11 protein-coding genes are annotated in these 14,494 nt (G+C 71.2%); 7 read left to right on the top strand and 4 right to left on the bottom strand.

Annotated elements, in window-relative coordinates; genetic code table 11:
* Positions 1–236 precede the first annotated feature (236 nt).
* The 3 genes from SMIR_RS11570 to SMIR_RS11560 are packed head-to-tail and all read left to right on the top strand — an operon-like array spanning position 237 to position 3,589.
* Positions 237–1,223 carry a carbohydrate ABC transporter permease gene (locus tag SMIR_RS11570; protein ID WP_212726960.1) on the top strand — a complete coding sequence of 329 codons (987 nt, stop codon included), beginning with the start codon at positions 237–239 and terminating at the stop codon, positions 1,221–1,223.
* On the top strand, positions 1,220–2,068 hold the full coding sequence (locus tag SMIR_RS11565) for a carbohydrate ABC transporter permease (RefSeq protein ID WP_168495399.1): 849 nt from the start codon (positions 1,220–1,222) through the stop codon (positions 2,066–2,068). Before SMIR_RS11570 ends, SMIR_RS11565 begins: the two co-directional genes overlap by 4 nt.
* Before the next feature lie 9 nt (positions 2,069–2,077).
* Positions 2,078–3,589 (top strand): glycoside hydrolase family 3 protein, encoded by a 1,512-nt coding sequence (locus SMIR_RS11560; RefSeq protein WP_168495401.1) that lies wholly within the window; start codon positions 2,078–2,080, stop codon positions 3,587–3,589.
* 105 nt (positions 3,590–3,694) lie between these two features.
* Here SMIR_RS11560 and nagB read toward each other — a convergent pair whose 3' ends face one another.
* Entirely contained in the window at positions 3,695–4,480 is a 786-nt protein-coding gene (gene nagB, locus SMIR_RS11555; protein WP_168495403.1) for a glucosamine-6-phosphate deaminase, read from the bottom strand.
* A gap of 428 nt (positions 4,481–4,908) precedes the next feature.
* Between nagB and SMIR_RS11550 the strand changes: the two genes are divergently transcribed.
* From SMIR_RS11550 to SMIR_RS11540, 3 genes are all read left to right on the top strand, one after another.
* Complete coding sequence (locus SMIR_RS11550; RefSeq protein ID WP_168495406.1) at positions 4,909–7,833, top strand: helix-turn-helix transcriptional regulator; 2,925 nt, start codon at positions 4,909–4,911, stop codon at positions 7,831–7,833.
* Positions 7,834–7,988: 155 nt separating this feature from the next.
* Positions 7,989–9,065 (top strand): SIS domain-containing protein, encoded by a 1,077-nt coding sequence (locus SMIR_RS11545; RefSeq protein ID WP_212726959.1) that lies wholly within the window; start codon positions 7,989–7,991, stop codon positions 9,063–9,065.
* Positions 9,066–9,502: 437 nt separating this feature from the next.
* Entirely contained in the window at positions 9,503–10,969 is a 1,467-nt protein-coding gene (locus tag SMIR_RS11540; protein ID WP_101400579.1) for a sensor histidine kinase, read from the top strand.
* A 221-nt stretch (positions 10,970–11,190) separates the two neighbouring features.
* On the opposite strand, the gene SMIR_RS11535 is transcribed toward SMIR_RS11540, so the two are convergent.
* Together SMIR_RS11535 and SMIR_RS11530 are read right to left on the bottom strand one after the other, a co-directional pair.
* The gene (locus SMIR_RS11535) at positions 11,191–11,448 is read right to left on the bottom strand and encodes a WhiB family transcriptional regulator (RefSeq protein WP_006380970.1); all 258 of its coding nucleotides are present in this window, start codon (positions 11,446–11,448) and stop codon (positions 11,191–11,193) included.
* Between the two features lie 319 nt (positions 11,449–11,767).
* Positions 11,768–12,736 (bottom strand): diacylglycerol/lipid kinase family protein, encoded by a 969-nt coding sequence (locus SMIR_RS11530; protein ID WP_168495410.1) that lies wholly within the window; start codon positions 12,734–12,736, stop codon positions 11,768–11,770.
* Between the two features lie 159 nt (positions 12,737–12,895).
* Between SMIR_RS11530 and SMIR_RS11525 the strand changes: the two genes are divergently transcribed.
* Positions 12,896–13,345 (top strand): hypothetical protein, encoded by a 450-nt coding sequence (locus SMIR_RS11525; RefSeq protein ID WP_212726958.1) that lies wholly within the window; start codon positions 12,896–12,898, stop codon positions 13,343–13,345.
* A gap of 57 nt (positions 13,346–13,402) precedes the next feature.
* Here SMIR_RS11525 and SMIR_RS11520 read toward each other — a convergent pair whose 3' ends face one another.
* Positions 13,403–14,479 carry an RNA polymerase sigma factor SigF gene (locus tag SMIR_RS11520; protein ID WP_422664423.1) on the bottom strand — a complete coding sequence of 359 codons (1,077 nt, stop codon included), beginning with the start codon at positions 14,477–14,479 and terminating at the stop codon, positions 13,403–13,405.
* Positions 14,480–14,494 lie beyond the last annotated feature (15 nt).

Here is a 14,494-nt window from a genome sequence, read left to right as displayed (position 1 = left end):
CCTGCGTGGGGCCGGCCCGTGCGCGACCTTGCGCGAGGCTCGGACTGTGTACGACCGCGAGGGTCCGCCCTCGCGCAGACCGTGCGGAGGCGGGCCGCGTACGACCGTGCGAGGCGCCGGCCGCGTACGGCCCGGGCGTGTTGCGCCTGTGTTCGACCGTGTGGGGCCTGCCCCGCGTACGACCCCGTGCGGGGCTTCGACCACGTACGACCTGAGGGACCGCTGAGGAGCGCGCGATGAGTGCCGCAGACACGACCACCCCCGCCAAGGTGCCGCCGCCGCGGCAGGCACCGCCACCGGCTGTTCCCAAGGCGCCACGCAGAAGGCGGACCTCGGGCGGGGCGGCGGTCCCCTGGGCCCTGCTCGCACCCTGTCTGCTGATTCTCGCGCTGGTCATGGGCTATCCCCTGGTCCGCCTGGTCACCCTCTCCTTCCAGAAGTTCGGGCAGTCCCAGCTCTGGGGCTTCCAGCCGGCCGAGTCGGTCGGCTTCGACAACTTCAGCAAGGTGCTGGGCGACAGCGAGTTCTGGACGGTCGTCGTCCGCACGATCGTCTTCGCCGGCGGGTCCGTCGTCTTCACCATGGTCCTCGGCATGCTGATCGCGCTGCTCCTCCAGCGCGTCTCGGGCTGGGTGAAGACGCTGATCAACATCGCGCTCGTGGCCAGCTGGGGTATGCCCATCATCGTGGCCACCACCGTCTTCAAGTGGCTCTTCGACTCCGACTACGGCGTCTTCAACGCGCTGCTGAGCAAGCTGCCGGGCGTCGACATGATCGGCCACAACTGGTTCGCCAGCGGCCCCCAGGGACTGGCCGTGATCATGCTCCTGGTGGTGTGGGGCGCGGTGCCGTTCGTCGTCATCACGCTCAGCGCGGGGCTGACCCAGGTGCCGAGCGAACTGGAGGAGGCGGCCCGGCTGGACGGCGCCGGCGCGTGGGGCGTCTTCCGTTACGTCACGCTCCCGATCCTCAAGCCCATCATCGTGATGCTCACGACGCTCTCCGTCATCTGGGACATGGGCGTCTTCCCGCAGGTCTTCGTGATGCGGGGCGGCCACCCGGAGGCGGAGTTCCAACTCCTCACCACCTACTCGTACGACCGCGCCTTCGTCGTCAACGACTACGGGCAGGGGTCGGCGATCGCCCTGCTGACCGTGCTGTTGCTGCTGGGCGTGGTCGCCGTGTACATGCGTCAGATGCTGAAGATCGGAGAGGTCGAATGAGTACCCTCGCCACGACGGGCCGGCGCCGGGGGAAGTCCAAGCTCGGCTGGAACCTCCTCGGCCTCCTCGTCTTCGTCACCGCGGGCTTCCCCGTCTACTGGATGCTGAACACGGCGTTCAAGCCGGCGAAGGACGCCATCGACCCGGACCCGAGCCTGTTCCCCACGGCGCTCACGCTCGACAACTTCCGTCGCGCCCTCGACATCGCGGACTTCTGGGGTCCCGTCGGCCGCAGCCTGATCGTCTCCCTGTCGGTCGTCGTGATCGCCGTCGTGGTGGGGATGCTGGCCGCGCTCGCCATCTCGCGCTTCGCCTTCCGCGGCCGCAAGATCGTGATCGTCGGCATCCTCGCGGTCCAGATGGTCCCGCTGGTCTCCATGATCATCCCGGTCTTCCTGCTGCTCAACGACCTGGACCAGTACGACAAGCTCTCCGGCCTGGTCATCACGTACCTGACCTTCGTCCTCCCCTTCACGATGTGGACGCTGCGCGGCTTCATCGTCAACATCCCGAAGGAGCTGGAGGAGGCGGCCATGGTCGACGGCTGCTCGCGCACCGGAGCCTTCATACGGGTGGTCTTCCCGCTGCTCGCGCCCGGCATGGTCGCCACGTCCGTGTACGCGTTCATCCAGGCCTGGAACGAGTACATCTACGCCCTGATGCTCATGAGCCAGGAGCACCAGACCGCCACCGTCTGGCTCGGCAACTTCACCACCAAGCACGGCACCGAGTACGCCCCGATGATGGCCGGCGCCACGATGATGGCCGTGCCGATCGTCGTGCTCTTCCTCATCGTCCAGCGCAAGATGGCCGCGGGGCTGACCGCGGGCGCCGTGAAGGGATAACGCCACCCGATGACGACACTCGCCAGTGGTACGACCGCGTCCTCTTCCGACAAGAACGGCTTGGCACGCGACGCGCTCGCCGTCCTCCAGCCCGGCTTCACCGGAACCACCGCCCCCGACTGGCTGCTGCGCCGCCTCGGCGAAGGGCTCGCCGCCGTCGGCCTGTTCGGCCGGAACATCGTCTCGCCCGAACAACTCGCGGCCCTGACCGCCCAGTTGCGCGCGGAGCGCGACGACGTCCTGGTCGCCATCGACGAGGAGGGCGGCGACGTCACCCGGCTCGAGGTCCGCGCCGGCTCCTCCTACCCCGGCAACCACGCGCTGGGCGCGGTCGACGACGTGGAGCTGACCCGGGAGGTGGCCTCGGCACTCGGCCACCGCCTCGCGGCCTGCGGGGTGAACCTGAACTGGGCCCCCTCCGCGGACGTGAACTCCAACCCCGACAACCCGGTCATCGGCGTACGGTCCTTCGGCGCCGACACCGACCTGGTGGCCCGACACACCGCCGCCTACGTCACCGGCCTCCAGTCCGCGGGCGTCGCGGCCTGCACCAAGCACTTCCCCGGCCACGGCGACACGGCGGTCGACTCGCACCACGCGCTGCCGCGCATCGACGCCGACCTGTCGGTCATCGAGGCCCGCGAACTCGCCCCGTTCCGTGCCGCGATCGCCGCGGGCACGCGCGCCGTGATGAGCGCGCACATCCTGGTCCCGGCGCTGGACCCGGACCGCCCGGCCACCCTCTCCCGCCGCATCCTCACCGGCCTGCTCCGCGAGGAACTCGGCTACGACGGCCTCATCGTCACCGACGGCATGGAGATGCAGGCCATCGCCGGGACGTACGGCATCGAGCGGGGCAGCGTCCTCGCCATCGCGGCCGGCGCGGACGCGATCTGTGTGGGCGGCGGGCTCGCGGACGACGAGACGGTACGGCGTCTGCGCGACGCCCTCGTCACGGCGGTGCGCACCGGTGAACTCTCCGAGGAGCGCCTCGTGGACGCGGCGGAGCGGGTACGGGCGCTGGCCCGTTGGACGGCGGCGGCATCCGCGGCTCCGCAGGCCGCCGAGCGGGAGACGGCCGACGTGGGGCTCGTCGCCGCCCGACGCGCGCTGACGGTGACACGCGCGCCGTCGTACGAGCCGGTGGGCGCAGCGCCGTTCGTCGCGGCCTTCACCCCGGTGGCGAACATCGCCGTCGGTGACGAGACCCCCTGGGGCGTGGCCGCGGAACTGGCCCGGCTGCTGCCCGGCACGGAGACGGGCAGCTTCGCGGGGGAGGGGGCGGCAACGGCGGCCCTGGCCGCCGCGGGCAGCCGCCGCGTGGTCGCCGTCGTCCGCGACGAACACCGGCACCCCTGGATGGCGACCGCCCTGGACACACTGTTGCGGGAACGCCCCGACACGATCGTGGTCGAGATGGGCATCCCCCAGGCCCCGCCCCGGGGCGCCCTCCACATCGCCACGCACGGCGCGGCGAGGGTGTGCGGCCGGGCGGCGGCGGAGGTCATCGCGGGCGAGTGACGGCCTGCGAGACGGAAGACAAGGAAGGTGCCGGACCTCAGGGGCCCGGCACCTTCCTTGTTTCCTTCTTCCCCTTCGCGCTTCTCTTCGCGCCCTCGGGGGCAGTCAGATCCCCTGCCAGTCCGGCTTGTTCGCGAACGTGTGCCGGAAGTAGTCCGCCAGCTTCAGCTTGGACGCGGCGGCCTCGTCCACGACGACCGTGGCGTGCGGGTGCAGCTGGAGAGCCGAGGCGGGGCACACCGCGGCCACCGGCCCCTCCACGGTCGCCGCGACCGCGTCCGCCTTGCCCTCACCCGTGGCCAGCAGGACGAGATGCCGCGCCTCCAGGATCGTGCCGATGCCCTGGGTGATGACGTGATGCGGCACCTGCTCGATGTCGCCCCCGAAGAACCGCGCGTTGTCGACCCGGGTCTGCTCGGTCAGCGTCTTGATCCGGGTCCGCGAGGCGAGCGAGGAGCAGGGCTCGTTGAACCCGATGTGCCCGTCGGTGCCGATCCCGAGCAGCTGGAGGTCGACGCCACCGGCCGTGGCCAGCGCCTTGTCGTACGCCTCGCACGCGGCCTGGACGTCCTCGGCGGTGCCGTCCGGGCCCATGAACGCGTCCATGCCCAACCCCAGCGGTTCGAGCACCTCGCGCCGCAGCACCGAGCGGTACGACTCGGGGTGCTCGGCCGGCAGCCCCACGTACTCGTCGAGCTGGGCGACCCGCGCCCGCGAGGCGTCCACGGCACCGGAGCCCACCTTCGCCACCAGTGCCTGGTAGATGGGCAGCGGCGTCGAGCCGGTGGCTACGCCGAGCAGAGCGTCGGGCTTGCGCCGGAGCAGCTCCGCCATGGCCTCGGCGATCAGCTCGCCGCCCGCCTTGGCATCGGGAACGATGACAACTTCCACGCTGGGCCTGCCGATCTGGAGAGGGGCTCGCCGGGAACCGTGAGGGAACACGTGTGGTGTAGACCAATCTAGCAAAGGTGTCCCACCCACGGCCCGTCGCCGGCTCCTCGACGCATCGGCGATGGCGGTGTCCGCGATTCTCCGCCGGGGTACGGCAGCCAGGCCCACGGCGACGACAGGGCACCGCCCCCGCAGACGGCGCCTTCCTCCGTCCCTGTCGTCGCCCTCGGCCCTCCCCCGAGCAGACCCAGTCAAATCGCCCGAGCCGGAACGGGCATCCGTAGATTCACGGACCCCGACTACGCAATGCGTCGCGAGCATCCCGCCGCGGCCGGTTTGTCGGTGCCGTGCGACAGGAATCTTCAAGGGGTGTCACCACGGGCGGGGGAGGGACACACGGCGGGACGGGGGGAGGGATGGATACGGGCATGGCGACGGACCGGGCGGCAGACGGGGACCGGACGCCCCTCGTCGGCAGGGCGGCGGAGCTGGAGCGACTCGAGCGATTACTCGACGGGTCGGCTCGCGCGGACCACGGACCGGCGGTGGCCGACCTCACCGGTGACGCGGGCATCGGCAAGAGCCGACTGGTCCACGAACTGTGCCTACGGGCCGAGCGGCGCGGGTCGACCGTACTGCGCGGCCGAGCCACGGAGTACGAACGCCACATCCCCTTCCAGCCGTTCACCGACGCCCTCGCCGACCTCGACCCCACCGCGCTCGCCACCTTCCCGGCCGCCGCCCAGGTCGCCCCGGTCCTGGGCGCCACCCCGCGCCTGGCCGACCGCTTCAGCCTCCACCGCGCCACCGCCGACCTGCTGGCCCACGTCGGAGCCTCGCCGACGGTGCTCGTCCTCGACGACATGCACTGGGCGGACGCCGCCTCCCTGGAACTGCTCGACCACCTCGTACGCCATCCGGTGCGCGCCCCGGTCCTCCTGGTCGTCGCACGCCGCGCCCGCCAGACCCCGGCCCCGCTCGCCGCGGCCCTCGCCAGGGGCGCGGACACCGGCGCGGTGCGGCGCATCGAGCTGGGCCCGCTCCGCGAACGCGAGTCCGTCGAAGGGCTCGCCCCCGATCTGCCGCGCACCGAGGCCGCCGAACTCTTCGCGGCCAGCGAGGGCAACCCCCTCTACCTCCTCACCCTCCTGCACGCGCACCGCGAGGGAGCCCCGCTGAGCCGCCTCTCCATGACCGGCCTGGGAGCGCTCCTCCTCGACGAACTGACCCCTCTGACGCCCTCCCAGCTGCGCGTGACCGAGGTCGTCGCGGTACTCGGCGCCCACGCCACGACCTCGATGCTCGGCCCCGTGACCGGCCGCGACGACGCCGAGCTCGCCGACGACCTGGCGGCGCTGGTCCGGCGGGATCTGCTGCGCACGGGCCCGGACGGCCGGCTGGCCCTGCGGCACCCGGTCCTGCGCAGCCTCGTCCACGAGAGCATCGCCCCCTGGCTGCGCACCCGGATCCACGGCCTGGCCGCCGCTGAACTGACCCGCTTGGGCGCCCCGGTGGCCGAGCGGGCCCACCACGCCGAGCGCTCGCTGTCCGGCTGGGACCCGTCGACCGCCGCCGTTCTGATCGAGGCCGCCGAACAGGCCGCCCACACCGCCCCCGCCAGCTGCGCACACTGGCTGGACGTGGTGCTGCGCCATCTCCCGCACACACCCGAACACGCTCCCCGGCGCCAGACCCTGACTTTGACCCGGGCCCGCGCCCTGGGCGCCTGCGGCCAACTCCGCGAGAGCCGCGACCTGCTGCACACCCTGATCGCCCTGCCCGACCGGACCGGCGCCACCCACCACGACTCCGACACGGCCGACGGCTCCGACACGGCCGACGGCTCCGACACGGCCGACGGCTCCGGCGTGCGGACGGCCGCGGTCGTGCTGTGCGCCGTCATGGAGCGCCATCTCGGCCGGTACTCGGAGGCGGTCGCGCTCCTGCGCCGCGAACTGCACCGCAGTCCGGGCCCCTCACCGGCCGACGCCGTGGCGCTGGGCCTGGAACTCGGCTCCTCCGCACCGCACGACACCTCCTACCCGACCGTACGAGCCGATGTCGCCCGGACCCTGTCCACGGCCCGTGACCTCGGGGACGAGGCCGGCGAGGCGTGCGCGCTGGCGGTCGCCGCGCTCGGCGAGGCGTACGAGGGGGACATGGCCGCGGCCGGCGGCTACGCCCACCGGGCCGGGGCTCTCGTGGACTCGCTCCCCGACGACGACCTCACCGGCCTGTGCGAGCCGCTCGCCCGGCTCGGCTGGGCCGAGGCGTTCCTCGAACGCTTCGCCGACGCCGAACGGCACGCCGACCGGGGCCTGGCGATCGCCCGGCGCAGCGGACAGCTCTACCTCCTTCCGCACCTGCTGTTGTGCAAGGCACACATCCGGATCCAGGTCTGCCGACTGCCCTCGGCCGTCGAGCTGTCGGAGGAGGCCGAGGACATCGCCCGTGGCATCGGCAGCGACGAACTGCTGGCCTTCGTCCTCGGCACCAAGGCCCACGCGCTGATCGCCGCCTGCCCACCCGGCGATCCCCGGCCGCTCGCCATGGCCGAGGCGGCGGTGGCCGCGGCCGGCCTCGGCGGCAACTGGTGGGCCTCGATCGCCTGGTGCATGCTCGGCTACGCGGCCCTGGTCGGCGGCGACCCGGACCGGGCCCGGGACGCGCTGCTCCACGCGGGCGGCCCCGGCCTGCACGGTCTTCAACCCTCCATGCGCCCTCTGTTCCTGGAGATCCTCGTGACCGCGGCCGTCGCCACGGGCGACCACGACGCGGCCGACGCCTGGGCCGAACGGGCCCGCAAGGAGGCCGAACAACTCGACCTGCCCATCCAGCGCGCCTCCGCCCTGCGCAGCGCCGCCCACATCCCGCTGGGCCAGGGCGACCCGAACGCGGCGGCCGAACTCTTCGCCGGGGCCGCCGCCGAGAGCGCCCGCAGCGGGGCCGCGTTCTGGGAGGCGTACTCCCTGCTCCTCGGCGCCCCCGTGCTGGCGACCGCCCCGACCGACCCACGCCGGGGTGTGGCGGCCTGGCGCCGGGGACAGCGACTGGCCGCCGCCGGGGGCGCCCAGATGCTGACCGGCCTGGCCGAACTGATCCAGCCCGAGGTGACCCGGGCCGCCGAAGCGCCCGGACGCGGCCTCGCAACCCTCACGACCCGTGAACGGGAGGTCGCCGAACTGGTCGCCCAGGGCCTCACCAGTCCCGCGATCGCGGAACGGCTCTCCCTGAGCCACCGCACGGTCGAGACCCACCTGTCCCGCGTCTACCGCAAAACCGGCGTCTCCTCCCGAGCGGCCCTCGCCACCCTCCTCGCCCGCCGCCCGGACGCCCGCTTCCCACCCCCGTGAGTAGCTGCACACCCGATAAAGCCCTGCCCACGGGCGATGAGATGCTGATACCGATCCCCGCGATCCGCATCGCACGCACCACCCCGTACCACCGCGCACCACCCCGCACCGGCCCACGGTCGACGCGTACGACCGGAACGTCCCCAGGAGGCCCCATGTCCGCCCCTACCCCGGACCCCCGGACCGACGACGACCGCCCGGGTCGGATCATGGCCCGGGAGATGGCCGAGCAGCCCGACGTGCTGCGCCGGATCCTGGAGGCGGGCGCGCCGCGGATCCAGGAAGTGGCCCGGCAGATCGCGGCCCGCGAACCCCGCTTCGTGCTGCTCACCGCCCGCGGCACCTCCGACAACGCCGCCCTGTACGCGAAGTACCTGCTGGAGATCCAGCTGGGCCTGCCGTGCGGGCTCACCTCGATGTCGACGACCACGGCGTACGGCGCGCGCCCCGATCTCACCGACGTCCTGGTCATCACCGTCAGCCAGTCCGGCGGCTCCCCGGACCTGGTCGCCTCGACCCGGGCCGCCCGTGAGGCCGGCGCCATCACGCTCGCGGTCACCAACAACCCGGACTCACCGCTGGCGGCCGTCTCCGAGTACCACCTCGACATCATGGCCGGACCCGAGAAAGCGCTGCCCGCCACCAAGACCTACACGGCGTCCCTGCTCACCCTCTATCTCTTCGTCGAAGGCCTGCGCGGCGGCGACGGCGCCGCGGCCAAGGTGCTGCCCGATCTCGCCGCGCACCTCCTCACCCGCCAGGACGAGATCCGCACGCTCGCCTCCCGCTACCGCTTCGCGGAGCGCATGGTGATCACCTCGCGCGGCTACGGCTACCCCACGGCCAAGGAAGCCGCCCTGAAGCTGATGGAGACCAGCTACATTCCCGCCCTCTCGTATTCCGGCGCCGATCTGCTGCACGGCCCCCTCGCCATGGTCGACAACATCTCCCCGGTCATCGCGGTCGTCACCGACGGCAAGGGCGGCGAGGCGCTCCAGCCCGTGCTCGACCAGCTGCGCGGGCGCGGCGCCGACCTGGTCGTCATCGGCCCCCGGGCCCAGGTGGAACAGGCCTCGGCCGGGTTCGTCCTGCCCACCGAGGGCGTGGCCGAGGAACTCCAGCCGATCCTTGAGATCCTTCCGCTCCAGCTCCTGGCCTACGAGGTCACCATCGCCCGCGGCCAGGACCCGGACGCGCCGCGCGCCCTGGCGAAGGTGACGGAGACCCGCTGACCGGGGCCATCCGGCCCCATTCATGAGCCGATCCGGCCCCCACCGGGGGCCGAACCGGGCTAGTCTGCGTGGTGGATGCTGTTGGAAGTTCGATAAAGAGACAACAACAAACATCCGCCGACGCATGGACGCGACACGTGGTCTAGTCCACAATGTGAAGGTAAAGCCTTCGATCGACGAGGCGTCGCTTACGGCGAGGCGTTGATCCGCACAAGCATCCGTCTTCCCCGCACAGGAAGGCGGACCGAGGAACCGGCGCTCTCTGCCCTGACTGCTCCGGGTCCTCTCCTTCGGCCGACCGGGACCGCACACCCCGCGGCCGTTGCTGCTCCGGGCTGCGGTGCCGGGAGGGTTGAGGGTCCCTCCCAGGCGCCGCGGCCCGCGGGTGTTTTCGGAGCCGGGCCAAACCCCCAGGTACGCTCGCACATGTGCCCTCCATGAACGACCTCGTCCGCCAGCACACCGCTCTCGGTGACTCCGATCTCGAGTGGTTGCATCTGCTGGTCTCGGAGTGGCAGTTGCTCTCCGACCTCTCCTTCGCCGACCTTGTGCTGTGGGTTCCCACCCGCGACGGCACCCGCTATGTCTCCGTGGCGCAGATGCGGCCCAACACCGGCCCGACCTCGTACCAGGACGACATGGTCGGCCACCTCGTCCCACGCGGCCGCCGCCCCCTGCTGGACGCCGCGCTGGACGAGGGCCGGATCGTGCGCGAGGGCGACCCCGAGTGGCGGGAGGAAGTGCCGGTACGGGTCGAGTCCATTCCGGTACGGCGGGAGGGGCGCGTCCTCGGTGTCATCGCGCGCAACACCAATCTCCTCACCGTGCGCACCCCGAGCCGGCTGGAGCTGACCTACCTCCAGAGCGCGTCCGACCTCGCCCAGATGATCGCCGCCGGCTCCTTCCCGTTCTCCGGTCAGCAGGTCGACATGGACGCCTCCCCGCGGGTCGGCGACGGACTGATCCGTCTCGATGCCGACGGCATCGTCCAGTACGCCTCCCCGAACGCGCTGTCGGCGTACCACCGCCTCGGCCTCGCATCCGACCTGGTGGGCCACCACCTCGGTGTGACCACCGCCGAACTCGCCCCGTCCCGCGGTCCGGTGGACGAGGCGCTGTCCAAGGTCGCCAGCGGCTGGGCACCCCGCGAGTTCGAGATCGAGAGCGGCGACGGGGTGATCCAGCTGCGCGCGATCCCGCTCAAGCCGAAGGGCACCCGGGTCGGTTCGCTCGTCCTGCTGCGCGACGTCACCGAACTGCGGCGCCGCGAACGCGAGTTGATCACCAAGGACGCGACCATCCGGGAGATCCACCACCGGGTCAAGAACAACCTTCAGACGGTGGCGGCGCTGCTGCGGCTGCAGGCCCGGCGTATCGAGTCGGAGCGCGGCCGTGAGGCCCTGGAGGAGGCCGTACGCCGGGTCGGCTCGATCGCCATCGTGCATGAGACGCTGTCTCAGAACCTGGACGAGCGGGTGGAGTTCGACGAGATCGCCGACCGGGTGCTCGCCATGGTCGCCGAGATCTCGCCCGGCAAGGTCACCGGCCGCCGCACGGGCCGCTTCGGAATACTCGACGCCGAGGTCGCCACCCCGCTCTCCATGGTCCTCACCGAGATCCTTCAGAACGCGCTGGAGCACGGCTTCCGCGAAGGCGACCGGGGCACGGTCGAGGTCTCGGCGGTACGCGGCGGCACCAGCAAGGAGACCCGCCTGCTGGTCACCGTCCAGGACGACGGGGTCGGCCTCCCGGAGGGCTTCGACCCGCACCGCTCGGGCAACCTCGGTCTGCAAATCGTACGGACGCTGGTGGAGGGCGAGTTGGGGGGCAGCTTCGACATGGTGGCGGCCCCGGAGCGCGGCACGCAGGTCATCCTGGACATTCCGGTGCGGGCGCACAAGTAGGAGTACACGCAGGAGTGCGAGCAGAAGTACGAGTAGAGGTACAAGCAGAAGTGTCTGACGCACCCACAGGTCGTGCATGACAGTGGCCCCGGACCAGAAGGTCCGGGGCCACTGCTTACGTTGCTATGCGCATCGGGGGTACTGCGCGCTGCGGCTCGGGGGCGGGAGATGCGTACTCGCTGTACGCGCCGCCGGGCTCAGGCTCGTTACGGGGTGGGGTGTCAGGCGGTGGCCTGACGAGCCCGGTTGCGGGCGGCGCGGCGCTTCATCGCACGACGCTCGTCCTCGCTGAGGCCACCCCAGACGCCGGAGTCCTGGCCGGACTCGAGCGCCCACTGCAGGCACTGCTCCATGACGGGGCAGCGGCGGCAGACGGCCTTGGCTTCCTCGATCTGCAGCAGCGCAGGACCGGTGTTGCCGATGGGGAAGAAGAGCTCGGGGTCTTCCTCGCGGCAAACGGCGTTGTGACGCCAGTCCATGGCTGCTACCTCTCCTTGGTATTACATGCACGTTGCTTGTGAATGTGAACGCTTTCACGAATCCCTCAACAAGTGAAGGGCCGACTGCCAGGATTGCCTGACGTGGTCCTGTGATTTGAGGAGGGGTTCTGGCTCTCTGTGGGGCCGATGTTGCGGGCCGTCCCGATCGCCACGTAGAGACTCGCAAACCTCAGCGGCGGATACAACCCCTTCTGGAAAGTTTTTTTTGATTCCTCGGTGTCGACTAGGTCACAGCCGTACTTCCATGGGGTGGACCCTGGTCTAAACGTTCGAGTGAAAGGACTTTGGGCCCTTCCGCTCACACAATCACACGCAGTGCACGGCGTACGCCTGTGAACGTCACGCTGGTCCGCAGTCCCAGGTGGTCACCGTCCATCTGGAGGGGGAGCGGCGCCTTCGAATGCAAGGTGAAGTCGGTCAGGTCGTGCAGAGACAGGGCGTGCTTGCCGTGGGGGCCGCGCTCGGGGGACGAAGTGAGCAACTGGGTGGCATACCGGGCAACCGCGCCCGTCGACATGCGGTTGAGAGCGAGTACGTCGAGCCCGGTATCGAACGAAGCCTTAGGTGACGCGTACACCGGACGATTGCCGAGAAACGTCCAGGGCGTGGTGTTGCAGATTATGGACATCACAAGATCGGTGACCGGGTCCTGGTCGGGCCGCTCCAGTGTGATCGTTCCGTGCCTGCGGTGAGGTTCGTCCAAAAACTGACGTGCCACTTGGCGCAAATAGAGGGCGTGGGTGGAACGCTTGCCGCGCTCGCGCTGCTGTTCGACCCGGCCGATCACCCCCGCGTCGAAGCCGAGCCCCGCGCAGAAGGTGAACCAGCGGGAGGGGACGGCTTCGTCCTCGGTGCCGGGGGTGCCCGCGGCGAGACCGAGGCCGATCGCGCGCTCGCGGTCCTCTCTGAGCGCGTCCAGCAGGGCGCCGGTGGCCTCCACGGCGTCGTTGGGCAGACCCAGCGCGCGGGCGAAGACATTGGTGGAACCGCCGGGGACCACCGCGAGGCGGGGCAGGCGGTCCAGGTCGGGGCCGTTGTGCAGGAGACCGTTCACGACCTCGTTGACGGTGCCGTCGCCGCCGAGCGCGACCACCAGTTCTATGTCGTCGCTTTCCCCGGCCTGCCGGCCGAGGTCCCGTGCGTGCCCGCGGTACTCGGTGGTGACCACCTCGAGCTTCATCTCGCTCGCCAGCGCGTGGATCAAGACATCGCGCGTGCGCGCACTTGTGGTGGTAGCCGCCGGATTGACCACGAGAAGTGCACGCATGCGATGCAGCGTACCTACCGAGGGGTACTGGTCCCAGACCGAGTTAGGGATCCGGTAAGAGATAGGGGCGTGAGTCTCGACACGGTGAGGTGCGGGAGACGGGTGGGGGAGCGGCCGGGGTCCGGCCGCGCGCCGGGGCCCGAGGGATACCCTTCAGGGGTGAGCGCTGAGCAGATCCCCACCCCCGACACCCCCACCGCAGAGCCCCGTCCCGGACGGCTGACCGCCGCGGCCGCGCTGGCCGCGCTGGAGGGGCTGGTCCTCGCCGTGGGGGGCGTGTGGATGCTCGTCCTGGGGGTCACGGGTGGCTCGGGAGACCGGCAGCAGGGCGTGACCCTGGGTGTGACGCTGATCGTGCTCGCGCTGCTGCCCCTGCTGGCCGCCCGCGGTCTGCTGCTGCGCCGCAGCTGGAGCCGGGGCCCCGCGGTCATCACCCAGATCATGGCGCTGCCCGTCGCCTACAGCCTGCTCCAGGCGGACAGCGTGGCGATCCCCGCCGGAATCGCCCTCGCGGCGGTCGCGATCACGGCGCTGGTCCTGCTCGTCAATTCCGAGACGACCCGGGCGCTGGGCATCCGCGGCCCCGGTGCCGCCGAGGAAACCGAATAGCTCCGGCACTCCGGCAGGGTCCACGCCGGTCGTGAGCCCCGCTCGGCGGCTGCCAGGTCACTCCTCGACCAGGAGCTTTTCGCGGAGCTGGGCGAGGGTGCGGGCCAGCAGGCGGGAGACGTGCATCTGGGAGATGCCGACCTCCTGCGCGATCTGCGACTGGGTCATGTTGCCGAAGAAGCGGAGAAGCAGGATCCGCTTCTCTCTCGGGGGGAGGTCCTCGAGCAGGGGCTTCAACGACTCCCGGTACTCGACGCCCTCCAGGGCCTCGTCCTCCGCACCCAGCGTGTCCGCGACCGCCGGAGACTCGTCGTCCGTGTCGGGGACGTCCAGCGACAGCGTGGAGTACGCGTTGGCGGACTCCAGGCCCTCCAGGACCTCCTCCTCCGAGATGGCCAGCTTCTCGGCCAGCTCGTGGACCGTGGGAGAGCGCCCGTGCTGTTGCGACAGCTCGGCCGTCGCCGTCGTCAGGGCCAGACGCAGTTCCTGCAGGCGCCTCGGCACCCGCACCGCCCAGCCCTTGTCGCGGAAGTGCCGCTTGATCTCGCCGACGACCGTCGGAGTCGCGTACGTCGAGAACTCGACGCCGCGCTCCGGGTCGAAGCGGTCGACCGACTTGATCAGGCCGATGGTCGCGACCTGGGTGAGGTCGTCCAGCGGCTCACCGCGATTGCGGAAGCGGCGCGCGAGGTGCTCGACGAGCGGGAGGTGCATGCGGACCAGCTGATTGCGCAGCTCCGCGTACTCCGCGCTGCCGTCCTGCAGCTTGCGCAGTTCGATGAACATCGCCCGCGCGCCGCTGCGGTCCTGAGGGTCGTGCTGGATGTGCTGGGCGCTCGGCCCGTGCTGCGTGCCCTGCACGCTCTGCACCTCTGGCTTGTCGTGTCGCTCGTGCTCGCTCATAGTCCCGCCCGTCACCAGCCGCCGTCCTTCCGAGGACGTGCTCGGCGCGGCACCCTCCGGATCCCGTTGCCCGTCGTCCTGGCCGGAGAGGAGGCTCTCCTGTGCGTCCTCCGGGTGCGGCCGGGCCTGTTCGGGGATGCCGTCGACGCCTTCCACCGCGCGCCGGGGCCCGTCGAGGCCGTCGACACGTCCGGCGGGAAGCTCCCGTGTGCCGCGCTCTTCGTCCCGCACCGGCCCGTCCCCGTT

The organism is Streptomyces mirabilis, from assembly GCF_018310535.1.
Lineage (GTDB): Bacteria > Actinomycetota > Actinomycetes > Streptomycetales > Streptomycetaceae > Streptomyces.
The sequence above is the reverse complement of the archived record's forward strand: the minus strand, read 5'-3'. Positions and strand labels throughout refer to the sequence as shown.

What these genes read in the sequence shown, in the direction of transcription:
- SMIR_RS11570 (WP_212726960.1), top strand. Translation starts at nt 237, where the DNA reads ATGAGTGCCGCAGACACGACCACCCCCGCCAAGGTGCCGCCGCCGCGG.
- SMIR_RS11565 (WP_168495399.1), top strand. Translation starts at nt 1,220, where the DNA reads ATGAGTACCCTCGCCACGACGGGCCGGCGCCGGGGGAAGTCCAAGCTC.
- SMIR_RS11560 (WP_168495401.1), top strand. Translation starts at nt 2,078, where the DNA reads ATGACGACACTCGCCAGTGGTACGACCGCGTCCTCTTCCGACAAGAAC.
- SMIR_RS11550 (WP_168495406.1), top strand. Translation starts at nt 4,909, where the DNA reads ATGGCGACGGACCGGGCGGCAGACGGGGACCGGACGCCCCTCGTCGGC.
- SMIR_RS11545 (WP_212726959.1), top strand. Translation starts at nt 7,989, where the DNA reads ATGTCCGCCCCTACCCCGGACCCCCGGACCGACGACGACCGCCCGGGT.
- SMIR_RS11540 (WP_101400579.1), top strand. Translation starts at nt 9,503, where the DNA reads ATGAACGACCTCGTCCGCCAGCACACCGCTCTCGGTGACTCCGATCTC.
- SMIR_RS11535 (WP_006380970.1), bottom strand. Translation starts at nt 11,448, where the DNA reads ATGGACTGGCGTCACAACGCCGTTTGCCGCGAGGAAGACCCCGAGCTC.
- SMIR_RS11530 (WP_168495410.1), bottom strand. Translation starts at nt 12,736, where the DNA reads ATGCGTGCACTTCTCGTGGTCAATCCGGCGGCTACCACCACAAGTGCG.